Source organism: Akkermansiaceae bacterium, from assembly GCA_024233115.1.
GTDB lineage: Bacteria > Verrucomicrobiota > Verrucomicrobiia > Verrucomicrobiales > Akkermansiaceae > Oceaniferula.
The window spans coordinates 350,620-369,991 of sequence record JACKQB010000001.1 but is presented as its reverse complement, the minus strand read 5'-3'; the positions used below and the strand labels follow the sequence as shown (position 1 = coordinate 369,991).

The 19,372-nt window shown below is 56.1% G+C and carries 13 protein-coding genes; 11 read left to right on the top strand and 2 right to left on the bottom strand.

Annotated features, from left to right (window positions below; all coding sequences use genetic code 11):
• Positions 1 to 47: 47 nt before the first annotated feature.
• The 5 genes from H7A51_01560 to H7A51_01540 all read left to right on the top strand — a co-directional run bounded on the left by H7A51_01560 (position 48) and on the right by H7A51_01540 (position 8,542).
• Positions 48 to 1,613, top strand: coding sequence for a hypothetical protein (locus tag H7A51_01560; GenBank protein MCP5534899.1), 1,566 nt, complete (start codon positions 48 to 50; stop codon positions 1,611 to 1,613).
• A 353-nt stretch (positions 1,614 to 1,966) separates the two neighbouring features.
• Positions 1,967 to 3,985, top strand: a complete 2,019-nt coding sequence (locus H7A51_01555) for a hypothetical protein (GenBank protein MCP5534898.1) — start codon at positions 1,967 to 1,969, stop codon at positions 3,983 to 3,985.
• Positions 3,986 to 4,037: 52 nt separating this feature from the next.
• Positions 4,038 to 4,973, top strand: coding sequence for a MoxR family ATPase (locus H7A51_01550; protein ID MCP5534897.1), 936 nt, complete (start codon positions 4,038 to 4,040; stop codon positions 4,971 to 4,973).
• A 161-nt stretch (positions 4,974 to 5,134) separates the two neighbouring features.
• Entirely contained in the window at positions 5,135 to 6,373 is a 1,239-nt protein-coding gene (locus tag H7A51_01545) for a DUF58 domain-containing protein (protein ID MCP5534896.1), read from the top strand.
• Between the two features lie 24 nt (positions 6,374 to 6,397).
• Positions 6,398 to 8,542, top strand: a complete 2,145-nt coding sequence (locus H7A51_01540; protein MCP5534895.1) for a transglutaminase domain-containing protein — start codon at positions 6,398 to 6,400, stop codon at positions 8,540 to 8,542.
• Here H7A51_01540 and H7A51_01535 read toward each other — a convergent pair.
• Together H7A51_01535 and H7A51_01530 are read right to left on the bottom strand one after the other, a co-directional pair.
• Entirely contained in the window at positions 8,539 to 9,555 is a 1,017-nt protein-coding gene (locus H7A51_01535; GenBank protein MCP5534894.1) for a M56 family metallopeptidase, read from the bottom strand. The genes H7A51_01540 and H7A51_01535 overlap by 4 nt on opposite strands.
• A gap of 45 nt (positions 9,556 to 9,600) precedes the next feature.
• Complete coding sequence (locus tag H7A51_01530; GenBank protein MCP5534893.1) at positions 9,601 to 9,978, bottom strand: BlaI/MecI/CopY family transcriptional regulator; 378 nt, start codon at positions 9,976 to 9,978, stop codon at positions 9,601 to 9,603.
• Between the two features lie 105 nt (positions 9,979 to 10,083).
• Here H7A51_01530 and H7A51_01525 point away from each other — a divergent pair, with 105 nt between their 5' ends.
• The 6 genes from H7A51_01525 to H7A51_01500 all read left to right on the top strand — a co-directional run bounded on the left by H7A51_01525 (position 10,084) and on the right by H7A51_01500 (position 19,335).
• A complete protein-coding gene (locus H7A51_01525; protein MCP5534892.1) occupies positions 10,084 to 10,965 on the top strand; it encodes a hypothetical protein in 882 nt (293 codons plus the stop codon).
• A 134-nt stretch (positions 10,966 to 11,099) separates the two neighbouring features.
• Complete coding sequence (locus tag H7A51_01520) at positions 11,100 to 12,428, top strand: OmpA family protein (protein ID MCP5534891.1); 1,329 nt, start codon at positions 11,100 to 11,102, stop codon at positions 12,426 to 12,428.
• Positions 12,429 to 12,430: 2 nt separating this feature from the next.
• Positions 12,431 to 13,261: a M23 family metallopeptidase gene (locus H7A51_01515; protein ID MCP5534890.1), complete on the top strand. Its 831-nt coding sequence runs from the start codon at positions 12,431 to 12,433 to the stop codon at positions 13,259 to 13,261.
• A gap of 93 nt (positions 13,262 to 13,354) precedes the next feature.
• Positions 13,355 to 15,979: a protein kinase gene (locus H7A51_01510; GenBank protein ID MCP5534889.1), complete on the top strand. Its 2,625-nt coding sequence runs from the start codon at positions 13,355 to 13,357 to the stop codon at positions 15,977 to 15,979.
• 231 nt (positions 15,980 to 16,210) lie between these two features.
• Complete coding sequence (locus tag H7A51_01505) at positions 16,211 to 18,058, top strand: serine/threonine protein kinase (protein ID MCP5534888.1); 1,848 nt, start codon at positions 16,211 to 16,213, stop codon at positions 18,056 to 18,058.
• A gap of 95 nt (positions 18,059 to 18,153) precedes the next feature.
• The gene (locus H7A51_01500; GenBank protein ID MCP5534887.1) at positions 18,154 to 19,335 is read left to right on the top strand and encodes a serine/threonine protein kinase; all 1,182 of its coding nucleotides are present in this window, start codon (positions 18,154 to 18,156) and stop codon (positions 19,333 to 19,335) included.
• Positions 19,336 to 19,372 lie beyond the last annotated feature (37 nt).

Sequence of the window (19,372 nt, the reverse complement as noted above, 5' to 3'; positions counted from 1 at the left end):
GCAGATCGATGAATACTCGCTAGTTTGCGCGCAACAACCTGAGGTCAATGGAAGCCAACCCGAACAACCCCAAACAAGGCGACGAAAATTATTCGGTCGATGAGATGATGGCCCGCTTAAAGCGGAATGACCGTCAGAAGCGAGCGGATTCATCATCCCGGGAGGAAGGTGAACTCATCACGCGGCCCGATGGCTCACAGGTTGTCAAAGTGCGCAGGCGCAAGAGACGCTCTAAGCAACCCGAGAAAAAGCAGAAACAAACCAACCCAAAAATCAAGTGGGCCGTTCTAGGCTCTCTGATCGGCTTGTTTGTCATTCTGATAGCGGGCACCATTTTCATCATTGCCAAATACAACGGCAGGTCATTCAAGGAGACCACCGAGTCGACGGTCACCAAACTCGCCGGGGCGGAATCAACCGAGCTCACCCAGCTGAGGGTGACACCCGTCTCGGCCAAGGCCAGCAAAGCCGAACTCTCCTGGGACAAACACTCGTTTTTCAAGTCGGCCACCTTCAATGCCATCAAGGCTGACATCAAGGCGACCAGCTTTTTTACAAGCGACTGGATAGGTGAGGAAGTTGTTGCCAGCCTGGGAAAAGTCCAGCTGCAAACTCCTGCGGTCACAGTCGAAACATCCACCGACCCTATTCTGTCACCCTACAGTTTCGGTGCATTCCGCTGCAACCAGCTGGATATTCAATTTGGGGCAGATCGGAACTCGCCCGCCATCACCGGCTTACAGGTATCACTGCGAAAACAAGTTGATGACCATTATCAGATCGTTTTCAACAACGGGCTGATGAATGTCCCCAACTGGCCGGCCCTGGAAATATCATCGGGTATCATGAGCTTGAATTCCAGTGACACCGAAATTGAAGCCCGGCTCGAAGCCAGCAACGGCCTCAAGGGAGAGCTGGTCATCAAAGGAAGGATTGCCAAGTCGACCGACAGCCCCATCGTTCTCGATGTCAAAGCAAAAGACTACCCCATCCAGCAACTGCTCGGTAAAGAGCTGGGCCGCATCATCCAAGGGGAAATCCAGAGTGACATGGGCTCCCTTTCCTATGACTACAAAAAGAAAAACACCGAGGCCCTGAGCTTTATTTTGCCATTCAACTCCACCGAACTGCGTTTCAGCGAGCTCCCGATGTTCACTGACCTGAAGGACGTGACCCGTGACACCCAGTATGTGCGCCCTACTTTCAGTTCCTGCCGTGGCACCATCATGCGGACCTCGGACGGGGTGACACTCAGCAACCTCATTCTGACAAGCAGCCGCATCATCACCCTGAACGGTGATATCTCGGTGAGCGCCTTGGGTGTCCTATCAGGCGAACTCACTGTTGGCATCCCCGCCAGGATCTTTACCAAGAATCTGCCCGCGCCTACGATATTCTCCGAGCCACACGCTGGCTTTATCTATACCAAGGTAACGCTCAGCGGAAGTATCAACAATCCGCACGACAACCTCAACGAGCTTCTTCAAGCCAGCAATCCAACACCCCAACCCAGCCCCACACCCGGACCGGGAGCAGGTCTGCTTGACCCGCGGGACAAGACAAACGGGGAAGCCAGGCAGAAGGAAAAAGACTTCGAAGAGCTCACTCGATAGTCTTCCTGATTATCTGGGGTTGTCATCGCAGCAAAAACTGTTTGAATCAGTTTTATGACCAAAGCGGACAAAACGTTTCCCTTCGATCTGCTCAAGACTCCACCCCACCCGGGATCTGCAATGCCCGGTCAACCCATGAGGGGCGCCTCAACGTGCAACTTCACCGGCTCCGTGGAGGCTAACACCTGCACCGTCCCCTTGAACATGAAACGGCCAGCTTGTTCGCAGGCACGGATGCTGATAAGACTTTGACATCCCCAATGGCATTCCCGCTGCCGTCAAACTGCGTGCATCCGGTCGTGGAATCCGCTCACAGCATCAGACGACATCAGCCAACAACCCAACATACAACCATGAGAAACCCTGCTATCATTTTCTATCACAGCCTTGTCTTCATCGCCATAGCTGCCACGGTTACGGGCGCAGAAGATCATGCTGCAAACAACTCCGCGGCCGATGACCGGGCCAGGGTGGCATTAACCTACCTGAACCAACTCGCCAAGGGGGAGCTGGACCTCGCAAAGCACACTGCCCTGTCCGAGCATTGTGGTATCCAGCGGCGCAAGGTGCTGCGCACACGTATCGATTTTCTGAAAAAGAACTACTTTCGCGATGGTGACGCCCTGACCATCGAAGCCCAGAAGGTGGACTCCGGTTTGGCCGGCATTCTCGTCCGGGCAGAAAACACAGCAGCCCCTCTCAGCACACGCATCCACACTGTCGCGCTGATCAAAAAAGGCAAGGCCTGGAAAGCCGCCCCCTTGCCGGGTGTGTTTTCTAACACAGGCTACGGGTATGATGAAAAGGTAGAACAGTCCGTCCGCTCGCTCCAACGGTGGATGGCCCAGGAAAAAAACCGGCTGGAATCCACCTACCGGGAACAGGCGACCAAGGACTTCAAGTCGACGCTCGCAACCATTGAGCAACAGGCAGGCCTGCAAAAAATGTCCCCGGAAGAAGCCGTCGAAAACTTCCTGGAACAATGCCGCAATAAAAACCTCCACGGCATTCTCGCCAGTATGGGAGGGGCTTCAGATGCCTTGACCGAGCCCATGGAGACCACGATCACCCTCGTTACCCAGGGCTTGAACAACAAAGACACGGCCAGCGAGTGGCACCTGGTTACAAGTCGGTCCGTCATCGCCCAGACCCTCAAGATCGACCTCACCCGCAACGAGGTGGCTGTCGGATTTTTCAACCCCCTTGAACGAACCAAACCCGCGGTGCTCTACTTCCCCACCCATAAAGCGGACGGCAAGATTTTTGTCCGCTTATCCCCCTTGCTGCAAGTGGCGCTGCTACCGGAAAATGAACGTTGGCAGCAACGCTGGCGGCACCGCCGGGGTGACGAGGACGAACTACGCAAACAACTCCCTGCCACCATCTTCAAGAATATCCGGCAAGTGAGTTACCCGACGTCCGGCAAGCTGATGGATCATTTCCTGGACTCGTTGAAGAAGGAGGATTTCACCGACTGCATCAGGCTCTTGCCTCGCAAGGGTGCCTACTTCGGCAAAGAAGACAACCAATCCAAAATCCTTTCCAACCTGGGAAACCTCTGGCGCAGTATCCACAAACTCCGGTCATCACCACGCCGGGCCTTTGCTATCATTGAAGAAAAGAACCTCGCGCTCGCACCCCTCCAGTATGCAAAAACCAATCGCACCGGTGAGTTCGAGACGGTCAAGGTCTGGATGATCAAAGATGATGACGGCTGGCACCTCATCAGCCCGGAAGAACTCGGCGAATCGTTGGGCGACGATATCAAAACCTCCTCGGCCAGGATCAAACAGCGTTTCCTCGCTCAGGAAAAAGACCGCCAGGACCAGCAGGCCAGGGACCTTCTCGACAAGGTGGTGACCATTACGCCCCCCCTGCAACTCGAACCCGTTTCCGCTGATGACGCCGCCAGGCTCTTCAAAAGTTACCGCGCCCACCTGCGTGGCAAGGATACACAAGCCGCCCTTTCGAGTTGCGCTGTGCTGAAAGGCACCAGCAGCATCCAGACACTCAAAACATTTAACTACGCCCTCCGTGGAGCCGCCGACCATACGAACTATGATCACGTTTGCGGCACAACCCAAAGGGGCAAATGGACCGGACTTTCCGTGCGCACGGAATCGAAGCTCGTCGGCATCAACGACTACCCCCTTTACCTCATTGTAAACACCGCCAAGGGGCCCCGTGTCTTGCTCGATATCGACCTGCGCCAGGCATCGAACAAAGGCCGGGAACTACTCAACAAAAAGAACTGGCGCAAACTCGAGCAAATCCTCGCCAAGGACTCGCTCGATGATGTGAAGGCCATTTTCGACGAGCACCTCAAACTCACGGCCAAGGATGTCGAAGCCCAGCTCAAGCTGCGTGAATAGAAGCCCATGCCGCCAGCCTCCCGTCTCACGTCAACACCCAGTCAACCCGTCTATGTCACCCTTGGAAACCGCACAACTCCTGGAAACCTCCGTCTCCAGCATTATCAAAGGACAGGAAAAAACGATCCGCAACGTCCTCGCCTGCATGGTCTCCGGCGGGCATGTCCTGTTAGAAGACAATCCGGGGACGGGAAAGACGACACTGGCCAAGGCAATCGCCGGCTCGATTGGTGGTGCGAAGTTCAGTCGTATCCAGTTCACCCCCGACCTGCTGCCGTCGGACATCCTGGGTGTTTCCATCCTCAACCAGCAGACCAGTGAGTTTCGCTTTCACCCCGGACCTGTGTTTACCGATATTCTGCTGGCGGATGAAATCAACCGCGCCTCGCCGCGGACCCAGAGCGCGTTGTTGGAGTCCATGGCTGAAAGACAAGCCACCATCGAGGGTAAACGCCACGATCTGGACGGCTTGTTTTTTGTCATCGCCACCCAAAACCCCGTGGAGTTCCGGGGCACCTACCCGCTGCCAGAGGCACAGATGGACCGTTTCACCATGCAATGCGCACTCGGTTACGTCAGTCCCGAACAAGAATCCCGTATTCTAGCCGACCAGAACAAGGGCCATCCACTCGATCACCTGAAACCGGCGGTCACACTTGAAGACATCAAGGCCTTGTCCGCAGCTGTATCCAATATTCGGATCAGCGAGGAGCTCAGGAATTATATTGTGGCACTCAGCAATGCCACGCGCAGCATCGAGGAAGTCCATCTATCAGCCAGCCCAAGGGCGTCCCTGTCGTTGATGAAACTCGCGCAAGCCTTGTCGCTGTTCGAAGGCCGGGACTTTGTCACCCCTGAAACAATCCAGGAGCTCGCCCCCGATGTCATCGCCCACCGCCTTGTCGTTTCACCGGAAGCCAAATTCAACGGACTGACTAGCAGGGCCATCGTTGAAACCATTCTCGAGCAAACTCCCGTACCCGTTTAAATCGGCCCGGATTCATGGCGGACGCCCAAACATCCCCCTTGTTCTTACGATTGATCTATTGGGTCTATCACCGGAACTCCGCCTTGGCCCATTTTCTGACCCACAGGATCCGGCCAGCGGGAATCCTGTTGGTTTTGCTAATCCCCGCTTCATGGATCCTTATGCCCATTCATGCACTGGGCCCTATTTTTCAAGTGCGGGGTATCATTTTTGTTATCCTGGGCATCAGCTGCCTGTGGGCGTTTTTCCGCAAAGCCACGGTCAAAGCAACACGGGATCTGCCCCGGCTTGCCACGGCAGGTGAGACCTTGCACTACCGCGTCAATGTCCGGAATACCGGAAAAAAGGCACTCGCCGGAACCAACCTGATAGAGATGGCACCGGACAACCGACCCGGCTTCCAACTCTTCAGTCGATCCCATGAGCCGGGTGAAGAAACCAGGAACATCTTCGACCGCACCCTGGCATACTATCGGTGGGAGTGGCTACAAAAGAACCTGACTCCCTTCACCAACCAAGCCTCCCCACCCGTCCCCCGACTACGACCGGGCGAGGAAGCCCACCTGATGTTGTCACTCACTCCCAAAAAGCGAGGGGTCATCATCCTCAAGGACCTCCGCCTCTGCCTGCCCGATCCCTTCGGCGTGTTCCAGCGCTGCCGCAAGGTGGAATCAAGTCGTGACAAACTCATTGTGCTCCCGCACCGCTACCGTTTACCACTGCTGGACATCCCCGGGAGTGCCCGCTTCCAGCTGGGTGGTGAAGCCGCCTCCAGCGCCATCGGTCAGTCGGGCGATTTCACCAGCGTCCGGGAATACCGCCCCGGCGACCCGCTCCGACACATCCATTGGAAAAGCTGGGCGCGCACAGGCAAACCGATCGTCAAGGAATACGAAGACGTGTTTTTCCCCCGCTACGGACTGGTTCTCGACACCTTCGCCCGTGCCGAACAGTCGGACCTTTTTGAAGAAGCCGTGTCGGTGGCCGCCTCGTTTGCGGCCAGCATCGACACCCGGGAAACACTGCTGGACCTGATGTTTATCCGCGACGAGGCCTTTGTGTTCAGTGCGGGTCGCGGTGAGGAACGCATCGATAAAATGCTGGAGGTCCTTGCTGGTGTGAACTGTGAACCCACCGCCGACTTTGAGGCACTGCAAAAACTGGTTCTCCGGTATCGTGATGACCTGACTGCCTGTATTTGTATTTTCACAGGGTGGTGCGAACAGCGGCGCGATACCGTCACCCGGCTGCACCGCTCAGGCATGGAGTTGAAAATCATTTCCGTATGCAGTAATCTTGAGGAAACCGGAAAACTGCACCAACGCTATCCCTCACCGGCTCCCGTGCACTGGTTAAGATCCGGTCGCGTGCAACAAGACCTCATGAGCCGGACGTCATAACCCCTTTCCTTCCTCCCCCTCCCCATGTCCACCTCCCCTCCCAGACTGCTTGCCGGTGCGTCCCTGCTCTTTTGGGGCTACCTCACCGAGCATCTGGTTGCGGGGGTGCTTGCAGCCGTCCTGCTGGAGGCCCGATCGTGGCTGGGGCTGCGCTGGGACTTCAAACGGGAATCCTATATCAAGGCGTGGCAGTTCTCCATTTTGTGTGGCGCCTTCATCGCCATCCTGGCGTGGATGAACGGTATGAAAGTAGGTAAAATCCATACCCTGTTTGTCTGGGCCCCGCTGATCATCCTGCCCGTGGAGCTTGCCCAGCGCTATGGCAACGCGAAAACAATCCCCCTGAACACCTTTTCCTTTTTTGCCCGGAAAAAAATGGAGCAGGATATTGAGTATGGTCGCAACATCTCACCTCGGATGATCAACACGGGATACCCCTATATGGCTGTGGTCGTCCTGGCCACGGCCATGGCTAGCAGAAACGAACTCTATCACTTTATCGGCCTCGCCCTGGTGTTAGGAACAAGCCTATACTCCTATATGCGGAAAGCAGGTTTCCGGCCCTGGGCATGGATCACCGCCTTTCTACTGGTCCTCACACTGTCCTACCTCGGCCAGTGGGGAATGTTCAAACTCTACAATTACTACGTCGATGGGGAGGGCGGCGACTCCAGCCGTCACACTTCGGCCAATGAAGCAACAACCAGCATCGGCAGGCTCGGTCGCCTCAAGCTTAGCCCACGCATTTTCTGGCGAATGAAGGTCGTGGAGGGCAACACCCCCACCCTGCTGCGCACCGCCACCTACAACCAGTATTTCCGTGCCCGATGGAGCCATGAATTCAGGCACATGGCCGACAGTGATTACGATGAGTTTGGCTACCGGCGCTACTCTGAGGCTGTCGATGCCACCGAGGACGATCGCGACATCCGGTGGTTTACCAAAGATGAACCGGTCTTATCCGAGCAAGCACCCATCACCATCATTGGGGAAGTCGATGCCAAGGTGGAGGAAAACCCCTTGCCCCTGCCCCATTTTTTCCTCGCGATTGGCGACCTCGATGCCGAGGCCGACATCGAATGCAACTCACTCGGGACGGTCCGAATGGCTAACCCCAACTACAACGTCGTGGAATATGCTATCTGGCTGGGTGACACCTCCAGCACGGAAGATCCACCCGACCCTGAACCGGACCAAAAAAAGAACCTCGATCTGAGCATCCCCCATCAGGAACAGAATGCCCTGCAGCGCGTGTGTCATCAGCTCGACCTCTATAATCAAAACCTCAGCACCCGTGATAAAATCAGTAAGCTCAGGCACTTTTTTAACACCGAGTTCAAATACAGCACCCACCTGAACACACCTCATATCGATCGCGCCAAACGTCAGTCGGCTGTCGGTATTTTCCTCGAAACAACACGTTCCGGTCACTGTGAGTATTTTGCCACCTCGACGGCGATGCTGCTCAGGGAAACCGGTGTACCGGCCCGCTACTGCGTCGGGTTCTCCGTCAACGAGCGTGATCACGACCGCGACGAGTGGGTGATGCGTGGCACCCATGCCCACGCATGGTGCCGGGTGTGGATCGAAGAGGCAAACCAACAAGGCAAGATCGAGGGCCACTGGGAGGATGTCGATCTCACCCCAGCGGCGTGGGAGTCCATGGATACTGCGCACATCGGACAATGGCAGCAAAAGCTATCCGACTGGTGGCAACGATTCCGCGAGGATTTTCTCATCTGGCGGACCAGGGAGACTAACAAAAACAAGGTTTATGTGGTTGTTGCCATTATCATCACGCTGCTTGTCCTCTGGATTTCATGGCGGCTATGGCAGTCACGCCAACGACAGACGCGGTCGAAACAGGCACGCTACCGACGCCCGAAAGATTCACCCGTCACGCCCCTTCACAGGTTAGAGCGGCTGGCTGCAAAAAAAATAGGTGCACGCCCCGATGGAAGCCCGCTCTGCGACTGGCTACAAGGGCTCCTGCAAGTGGATCATCCGGCCAAACAGGCATTGGAATCATCTCTGATACCTGCCATCAGGATCCACTCCATCATCCGGTTTGATCCCAAGGGGGCATCACCCGAGCACCATCAGGAACTCGCGGATTTATGCATCAAACTCAAGGATGGGATCAAACAGCTTCCTTCCCGACAAAATTAGTGTTCCGGGAATGGGTTTGCCGAATGGCGCAGGTCGATTTCCTCCTGGCTATACTGTAAGCCGGGGGATGACGGTACCGATGAACCCGCCTGGTTTTTCAATGCCGGTCGCACCATCGTCATCCCCAGGGATGTCGCAATGGTTATTACCGCCGCCACAACCGCAAGCCACGGGCTACGCACACGATGCCCCTGGAGCAAGCGGTTGACCCTCATCCTCAGTGGTGCGTGGTCGGCCATGGCACAAACGCCGGCTGGACAGGGGCTTGGGGTAGCCCGGTATGCACTTTCCACCACATCACACAACGCATGGATGTAGGTCTTCGGGTTCGCCCCGGAAGCAATCACCCGTGCATCACAAGCGTATTCACATTGGGTAAGCAGCCGCGACTTCATCCACCATACCAGGGGATTATACCAATGCATGGCACAGGTGATGTCCGCGGTCAGCCTAAGCCATAAATCTTTTCGCTGAATATGACCGAGTTCATGCAGCACGGCCATTTTCACCGTCTCTTCCGGCCATTGCTGCGCCGACGGCGGAAATAAAACCACAGGCTTGAACAAACCGGTCACCACGGGAGAGTTCAGATCCATCTTAACACGTAGCGCGGGCAAGGACTTCATCCCCAACATCGAAACACATTGAGCCATACAGCTCTTCCACTCCCGGCAGTCAGCGGGTGCACTATCGGCCACCCATCTGACTAACAGACGCTGCCTGCGGATTAAACGCACAGCCATCAAACCGGCACCCACGGACCAGGCAACCAACAACCATGCCACCACCCCCCATTGGCTGCCATCCCGGTGCAGGCTCTGAGCCAAGCTATCCCCCACAGCCACGAGTTCCCAATGAAACTTGGGCAGCAGGGTCATCAACGGCAACACTAACAACATACCCATACACAACCCCGTTAACCATGGCCGTCCCCGCGGGTCCTTCCTACCAGCCATCCACACCCACAGCGCAGCTAGCAACGAAATCAAAATACTGGTCAGTAAAAGAGCCATGGGAGATGCAGGTGTGAATGATTGAATAAATGGAAAAACGCACCCCTAACCTTCATCGTCGAGCGCTTGGCGAATCTTGTCGATTTCCTTTTTGTTAAGCTGCATGTCATTGGGGTCAAGTAAGGCAGCCACCAACTTCTCCGGTCGACCATCGAAGAAGGTACTCAGGAGATTGCTCATTGCCGAGCGACGCGCGCGTTGCTCGGTGATGGCAGGTTTGTAGATATAACGTCGGGACTCCTTGCTGTGTTTCACCATCCCCTTGTTTTCGAGTGTCGCCATCAGGGCACGCACGGCGGAATACGAGGGAGGGTCCGGCAGATTGTCCAGGACATCCTTCGCCGATGCCTGACCAAGACGATAGAGAATATCCATAATCTGTCGCTCACGACGTGACATCTGCCCCTTTTCAATTCGGTTCATGACCGTAACCTCACACAGTGCTGGAAATCCCGCAATTAAAAAATGCTGATTTTTTAGCATAAAGGGTTTGACACCACCCCCAATTGCTGGTTTTTTAGCACCGAAATGAAAAGCTCAACATGCATCAACCTAGTCGTCGCGGGAACCTTGCTGGTCACCCCGTTTTTCTTTTCTTCCTGCGCACCTACTGGCGCGCCTGCTCCTGTGGCTCCGACCGCGGAGATGCCCTGGAACGGTCCGGCCAGGAGCCAGGCAGGCAACACAGCCACTGCCGGAATGCGCAGTGGCGATTATGGCACTACACGCAATTCCATCGACGCGTTGCAGAACAATCCCAAGACCCGCCCAGGTCTTGGCACCGGATGGGGCTCGGAGGTCAGCTCTAACATCGGGTACACCAGCTTCCGGCGTGCCAGCTCAAAACCTGAAAGCGTCGCCACCATTTATTACAACGACAAGGAGGGGGTTGCCGCCATGACCGGCGCATGGCGTTACACCGGCAGCGGTATGCAGCGCGCCGCCAACGGGCTCGTGGAGTGGGGTGTCAAGGGAAGCTGGGGGACGTTAAAAAACTATAACGCAGGCAGTCGGCGATATGTGGTTGGGCGCAAAGGGGCCACCTATGCCCTGGTGGTCAAAAACATCTGCCACTCACGCCTGGAGGTTGTCCTGAGTGTTGACGGTTTGGATGTCATGGACGGGCGCGCCGCCTCGGTCAGCAAGCGCGGTTACATCATCCAGCCGGGTAAAACGCTGACTATCAAAGGTTTTCGCACCAGCGAATCTGCCGTTGCAACCTTTAAATTCTCATCCGTGGCAGGCTCATACTCCAACCAACGTCACGGCACGACACGCAATGTCGGTGTCATCGGCATGGCTGTGTTCACAGAAAAAGGAGTCAACCCCTGGAAGTGGTCCCGCTCTGCCGTGCAGCAGCGTCACGGTGCCACCCCGTTTGCCGAGGCTCCCAACGCCCGCGCCAGATAGAAGGTCATCAATTTCCCATTTTCAAGTCCCGCGACGACACCTACCGCGCCCCGCTCCATTCGGTACGCGTCCGTACAACGGCAGCCTCGGTTTTTTAAGTTGGAGTTCCGCATTTTGGAGTTAACATGTGTGCCATGGAACAGACACGCTCCAAAACACCTCTGATTTTTTTCGGCGCAGTTCTTCTACTGAGTATCGTCGCGGTTTTTCTGCTCGTCAGTAAATGCTCTTCTGACAAGGCGACGACTGACGACGGTACTACTGCCGCTGACAACTCGGCTAACTCTGGAGACAGCTCAAGCATCACACTCACGCCCGATGGCAAACACGTTGATGACGTTAATACCGGCCATACCGGAACCCCCGAAGAATTGGTCGGTCGCATCAGCGAGGTTACGATCAGGGCCAACGATACCGGTGACATCCAACCTCTGGTCGACATCCTTGGACAACACGCCCTCACTCCCGCACAGACGGAGCACCTGCGCCAACTTGCCGCTGCATCCCGACTGAAACTAAACCAGTCAACCCCGTTCTCTTCGGTGCAGGGAGTCGATAACCGGTGGTTTCTCAACATGGCCGACCGGAGACGCATTTACCTCGACCTCTCCAAAACCAGCGACGGCAAATGGCAGGTGAACCGCATCACGCTTCCGGGGGCAACCGCCGGTGGAACAGGTGATCCTACCAACCCTGACAACCAGGTCAATCCCGACGAGGAACAAAAGGCTGCCGCCGCAGTCCAGGGATTCCTGGATGCCATCATCAAGCTCGACCCCGCCTCGGCTCGCGTATACATCGATCCCACCAAGGTCTCTTATGCGAGGATCGCCGGCCTTTGTATCATTTTCGAAGAAGGCAAATACAGCCTGATCAAGGAAAAAGCCCTGCGCAACATGTTCCTGCGTGATACCTCGGCGGGCTGGCTGGCCCGCGTTGAAGCAGAGGGCACCGGGGAATCCGCCATGTTTGCCCTGAACTCAAAACGCAAAGACAACCAGTCGCCTTGGAAAATCACCGAGGTCAATCTCGACAAGTTACTCGCTGACTACGCCAACCGGGTATCGGGTGGAGATATCCACTACACACCACTGATCAAAAACCCCAAGGGCGGCGACTCCCTGGTCATCTATTTCGACCTCGACTCCAATGATCTAACACTCCGGACCCAACGCCAACTCAGCATCGTTGCCAATTTACTCAAAACAGACGCTGAAAAAAACCTCACCATCTCCGGCCACACCGATGCCCTTGGGTCAGATGAATATAACCTCTCCCTTTCCAAACAGCGGGCGGAGCAGGTCATGCAGTTCCTGGTGGACAAAGGTGTCGCCCGAAGCCAGATGAAAATCATCGGCTACGGCAAACAAAAACCACGCCTACCCAATACCTCTGAAGACGGATCGGACGACCCAGACGGGCGCCGCGCCAATCGGCGTGCGGAAATACTTCTCGATTTCTAACCATGGCCAGAGCCAAGCCCATCAGCACACGACAGAGAATCCTCTACTGCTTTGTCGCCGCCATATTCATTGCGGTCCTGGGTATGGCTACCCTGGGCTACATGCGTAGCAAGAATGATCGCAGCGTGCCGGTGAAATCCCTGGCATCACCTCAGCAGGCGGATGCTCCCCTTGGATTTCCCCTGCCCTCCACAGGGGCCGCCCCCCCATTCGATCCGCGGTTTATCCAACTAAGCGCTTTTGAGCGAGCCTCTGTGCCCTTGGCTACCCACATGGCATCCGCCATGGGAACCGAATCGGGCGCTCTCACCTACAACGCCCAACCCTACTGGAGCAACAACCCGCAAAGGGGAGGTCATCACACCGGCGATGACCTCAATGGTATCGGCGGTATGAATACCGATCTTGGCGACCCCGTCTACGCCATTGCCAACGGCTTGGTGGTCTACCGCGGCGAACCGTCGCCAGGTTGGGGGAAAACCCTGGTCCTGGCCCACAAGAACCATGAGGGGACCATCCTGCTCTCGATGTATGCCCACCTCGACAAGAGTTTTTCCCCATTCAATGATCTTGTCTCTCTCGGGGAGGTCATCGGCACGGTTGGCACCGCAAACCTCAACTACCCGGCCCACTTGCATCTGGAAATGAGGGACAGCACCGGCATCCACATCGGCCATGGCTACACATCCGATCCCGGCGAATCCATCTGCCCTGGCGAGACCATTCGGACATACCGGACAGCTCGCACCGACTCGCTTTCACCCAATCCGTTAGCCATCATCAGACAGGAACAGATCGAACGTCGCAAAGAGGGATTCTTTGGAAAAGAATGATCCCTCATGTCACAACCCCGCCCTGAATTACAAGGTATTGTGGTTGCAGGCATGCCTGTTTAAGTATACTCAGGGTCTTGGCCAGCTAGCACCATGAGCACCGATCCCACACCAACAGATTTCACGCCTCCTGAGCTGGAAGAAATCGCCAAACTCCTGCCCGCCTATGATATTCTCTCATTCATAGCCAAAGGAGGCATGGGCGCCGTCTACATGGCCCGTCAAAGATCCCTTGACCGCGAGGTCGCCATCAAGGTCCTCCCACGCCACTTTGGCGAGGACGCCGATTTCCGCGCCTCCTTTGAAGCAGAAGCCAAGAGCATGGCCAAGCTCAATCACCCCAACCTGATCAGTATCTATGATTTCGGGCAAATCGACGGCCTGCTCTACATCATTATGGAAATGGTCCAGGGGAAATCCCTCTACCATTCATCCTACGGAAAAACCATCGACCCGACCGAAGCCGCGCGCATCGTTGCGAGTATCTGCCACGGCCTGGCCCATGCACACAAATACGGTATTCTCCACCGCGATATCAAACCGGCGAACATCCTCCTTGACCCCAGCGCATCCCCCAAAATCGGTGACTTCGGACTGGCCCGCCCCGTAGGGGACCACGAAGCGGACTCATCCTTTGGAACGCCGGGATACACAGCCCCGGAAGTTGTGCACAACCCTACCGCGGTGGACCAAAGCACGGATATCTACGCCGTCGGCGCCATCCTTTACGAACTCCTCACCAGCAAGTTGCCCGACAGTAACTATATCCCGGCAGCAACACTCGTCCACTGCGACCCGAGGTTCGATCAAATCATTCGCAAGGCGATGCACCCGACGCCCGCCCTGCGCTACCGCAGTGCAGAAGCCATGGCCGAGGAAATCGAGCGCGTCATCAGTGGCAACAAACCACCGGTCGGCCAGCTTCTCCAGCCAGCCTCCAAGCCAACCACGGCAACCGCAAAAACGCTGCTCACCGCCGTTCCCGGTACAGGCAAGCCCGCGCTCAACACTGCGCTCACCCCGGGTAACACTGGATCACCAGCAGCCACCACCTCGACGACCCCACCGGTGAAAGTGGGCTCCAACATCCCGTTTGTCCGCAATATCATCATCATCATCGCCCTGCTCGCCACCATCTATATCGCATGGGAAGGGCTCAAGATAGTCAGGGTCCAACGTGAGAAGGAAAACGCACGCATCGCTGAACTCAACGAAAAACAAAAACAGGAAGCCGAGGCTGAGCGCAAACGAAAAGCCGAGGAAGCCAAAAAGTTACACCGTCCAGTCCCCCCCCCCGTCCCTCCCCCAAAAAACATCCCCGCTACCCCCAAGGTTGAAACCGCGCGCGAGTCGTTGAATCGCCTTAGAAAAGCCCTGAGGGCTGGAAAACGCGACGAAATGCCCAAGGGCACACTGACCCAGGCGGGACGCGCCAGGTTTTTTATTGAGGATGCCATGAGCTGGCATCAAGCGCGACAATACTGCGAGCGCTATGGCGGCCATCTGGCCGTGCTTCCTGAAAACACCGATCTTCAGTGGCTCTGCTCAAAGCTGGGTAACCAACATACCATCTGGCTTGGCGCAGGCAGTGCCGGCAATGGCGCCTGGCGATGGATCGATGGCTCACCGTGGAAACTGGCGATCCGCAATACCTCCAAAGCCTCCTACGTTGCCGTCAACGATACAGGTGTCCTCGACCCCCAGCCGGGTCGGACCAAACACAGCTTTTTCATCGAATGGTATCTGGATGGCAAGACTCCGGCTACCCTCGAAAACCAGCTGAAACGTTGCGCCGAATCCATCGCAAAGGGATCGGCCCAGTACCCTGCGGGCACCATTTCCTACGACAACCGTAATTTCCTTCTCATCCAGCAGGACTCCGATTGGAACGCTGCACGCGCACTTGCCAAACTCGGTGGTGGTGTGCTCGCGGTGCCATCCAATGCGGACGAAAACGAATGGATGCTCGGGCTGCTCGCCTCCTCAATGAATAAAGACCAGGCGTGCTGGATCGGTGGCCTCCGTAAGGCCAACCACGCCTGGAGCTGGGCCACGGGTGAACCATGGCAATTCGCACGCTGGGGTAAGGGTTTACCCGATGAAGACGAATCCACCGACAGTGCCTGCGCTGTGCTGCCTACCCGTACATGGGACGACTTTCCGGTCGATACCGCCCTCCCCTGCTTTCTCATAGAATGGAGTAAAGACGGAGAGGGCCACACCACCGTCAAACATACAGCCACTGCCAGCACAGGAGGTATTGGCCAACTGCATAAAAAATGCGCCCTCCTGGTCAGCTCAATCATCGCCCGCTACGAGAAAGACTTCACGAACAATATCAAAGGCTACGAACAAGAGCTGCGGGCCTTTCATCGCACCCTCCCCAAGAGCCTCCAGGAAGCCTACGGACCTGGGATTCTGGAAATGCAAAGCCGCTACGTCAATAACCGCATTCCCGAAGATATCCCACGCGCCGCCATGCCAGCCAAATTAGCGGAGATACTCGATTCCCGACTATTCAGGCAACGCAAGACAGAGGCCAAGTGCCTCGCGGAAATCGAAACCCTGCGTGAAAAATACAGGACCAACCTGTTCAACATCGCCAATGAACATAAGGCGAAGGGCCTCAATTTCCAACTCCGCAAAGTCCAGGAGGAAATCGATGAGACCAAGTCAGGAGGCCAGAGCTTTATCGACTACATGCTGGGAAACGGTTAGCCAAATCCGGTGAGTTCCCCCACCTTGCCCACGCCTCCAACTTGAGAGCTTAGGCTTTCTTGAATGTATCTCATACCATACTTTCAGCTTGAAACCCTTGAGTCATGCAAGGTAAACTGCAGCAGCCCGGGATCTAGCATCGTCATGGATTTATGGATACATGACCCGTATCAGCCTCTCCCCGCCCACCAAGTATCCACCAGCTAACGGATCAGGACAACATACGCAATCATGTCGCCCCAACTAGAATTCAACTGCCCAAGCCCGGCAGAACTCGCCCGGCTGATACCCGGCTATGAGGTAACCGAACTTGTATCGTCCAGTATCCGTGGCGCTCTCTATCACGCCAAACAAATTTCATTGGATCGCACGGTCACCATCAAGGTCCTGCCCCCTGAAATCGGCCAGGATGCCACCCTCCGAAACGCCTTTGAAACCGAGGCCAAGGCAATGGCCCGCCTCAACCACCCCAACCTGGTCGATGTCTTCGATTTTGGCGACATCCAGGGCATGCTTTACATCATCATGGAGCACGTCCCAGGCAGGTCCCTCTTCGAGACAACACACGGCCATCATGTGGACCAGAAGGAAAGCTCCCGCCTGGTCGCCGACCTTTGTCACGGTCTCGAACATGCCCACCAGGCCGGGATTGTTCACCGGGCCCTCAACCCCCACAATGTGCTGATCAATAACGAGGCGCAGGCAAAAATCGTCGACTTCGGCATCGCTGGCCTGACAGGCGTTGATACCGGTGACGAGATATCTAGTTACAGTGCCCCCGAGCTTTTCCAACATGGGGGCGTGGTGGATGCCAAGGCCGACATCTATTCAGCCGGCATGATGCTCTATGAACTCATTGTCGGGCAGCTGCCGAGCAATCCTTATCAACCTCCCTCACAAGTCAGGAACTGCCGCCCCGAGCTGGACCAGATCATCTACCGTGCCATCCAGCCCGATCCGGCCAATCGCTTTGAATCCGCGGGTGAAATGGCCAAGTCCATCGAGGAGATGTTAAAAAAAATGGGGGCCGCCCCCACCCAGCAAGTCATCAAGACCATGATGACCTCGGCCGCTGCTTCATCTGCTTCACGCAGGCCCGCCACAGCGATCCATGTTGCCAAGCCATCCAATACGCCCGCCATTGTCGTCAGCCTGCTCACGGTCGCCGTCATCATCGGCATCGCTGCCGTCGTCATCAATTCGGCCTCGGAAACACCGGATGGCAAGCCTGGGAAATCCACCACCCAGCCATCCGGAGCTCAAAACAATTCTCAACTAAACAAACACGACGGACCACCGAAACCCGTTCAACCCAAAAAACGTCCCAAGCACGACCGGGACATCACCAACCATCAACCACGCGTACCAGTCACTCCCCCGGAACCAGAGGGTCCACCTGAACCAGTCACCCCCCCGGAGCCAAAAGACACCGGCGTGGCTGACACCCCACCGCCCGTGGCCCCGGCACCCCCCGTAAAGCCAGCCCCCCCGGAATTTGATATCGACGCATGGCTGCTGAAAGCGCGTGACTATATGCAGAACAAGGGGCGGTATATCCTCTCCGACTACGACAAGGCTCTGCTAGCCAACATTGACCGCTTCGAGCGCGATGTGAAACGTGTCATCCGCAAGCTCGACCGGAACCTCCGCAAACCGGCTGAACTTTCTGCCGAAGAAACTTTTGAAAAATTCCGACTTCTTGGCCGCCTACCCGAAGAAACCGACAAAGATACCCCGAAACACATCAAGGATCTCTACAAGGCGGCTCTGCTTGACCAGGAGGAGGTTGATGCCAAATTCCTCACCCAGTTTACCAAATTACGCATCACCTACATCCAGGGACTCGACAAACAAATCTCGATTCTGAGAAAAGAAGGCAATGACCGTCACGCCGACTCGCTGGAGGAGGAAATCTCACTGACGCAAAAAGAGATGGCGCGATTCATCCGCATCCTGAGAGGCCAGGAGCCGGATCCCGAGCCAGAACCCGATCCTGAGGACAAAAATGAAAAGGACAAAAAGGGTAAACGGGGCAGGAAAAACAATAAAAATGCCGGCAACAATGATAAAAAGGACTGATTCAGGCAGGAATGCCCCGTTTATTAAAAAATAAAGTTTAGCCTTGCTGTATAGTTTAAAAATACTTACGATCATGCTGTTCACCCTCAACACACATGATCAACACACACCCGGCGACGGCATCCAGCACCTCTCCGACCCCTGGAGAGCTCCAGTCTCAACTCAGCTCCTACGACAGGATTGAACTGCTCGCCGTAGGCGGCATGGGAGCTGTGTACAAGGCGCGACAGATCTCCCTGGACCGGCCTGTGGCCATCAAGGTGCTCACCCATGCATGTTCGGCTTCCACGCAGTTCCGCGAGATTTTCAAATGTGAGGCCAGGGTGATGGCCAAGCTCAACCACCCGAACCTCGCATCCATCTACGACTACGGCGAGGTCAATGGCATGCTCTTCATCGTGATGCAGTTTGTCGAAGGCCGGTCACTACACGAGGCCGCCAATGGCCGGGCCGTCACCCAGAACGAAGCAGCGTCACTTGTTTCCAGCATCAGCAAGGCTCTCGGGCACGCCCACGCATCGGGTATCCTCCACCGCGACATCAAACCGGCCAATATTCTGATCGATTCCAAGCTTAACCCGGTGGTCGTGGATTTCGGCCTGGCCCATCACGCCCATGAATCCACCATGAAGGGGGAAACCGTTTACGGCACGCCGGGCTATACCGCTCCGGAAGTCCTTGTCCCACCCTACAGCGCCGACCAGCGGGCGGATGTCTACTCCATCGGGGTTCTTTTCCACGAATTGCTCACCGGTCAGTTGCCACAAAAACCCTATATCCCGCCCTCCCGCCTGGCACCCGTGGACCAGCGTTATGACTCTGTTGTCATGCGCGCCATACACCCAACGGCTGCCATGCGCTACACCAGCATCGATGCCTTGGCGATTGATCTCGATAATATCCTCGCTGGCAAGGAACTCATCTCCTCCCCTCTCTTGCTCACCCCTGCGACGCTTCCCGAGATGGCAACCGGACAAACCGCCTACCTGGCCGCGCCCCCGATCCCGGCCACTAACGTCGTACCCATTTCCACACCCGGCAGGCGCGTCACCCAGGGCCCGACCAGACTGTCGACTCCCCTGCCGTCACTCTCAAACAGTTCCCTGCCCAACGCCAAATCGATGGTTGTTATCATGGCCGCTTGCATCACTCTGGCACTGGCCGTGATTACCATTCTGATCAGCTCGCAGAAACAGGGCAGTCAGCCACCTGTGGCGACCGGTGGCTTACCCGCTTCCTCGTCACCCACTTCGACGACACCGACGGGAAACCGATAAAGCAAATCATGCACGAAGTCCTTGTTGGCAATTTTTC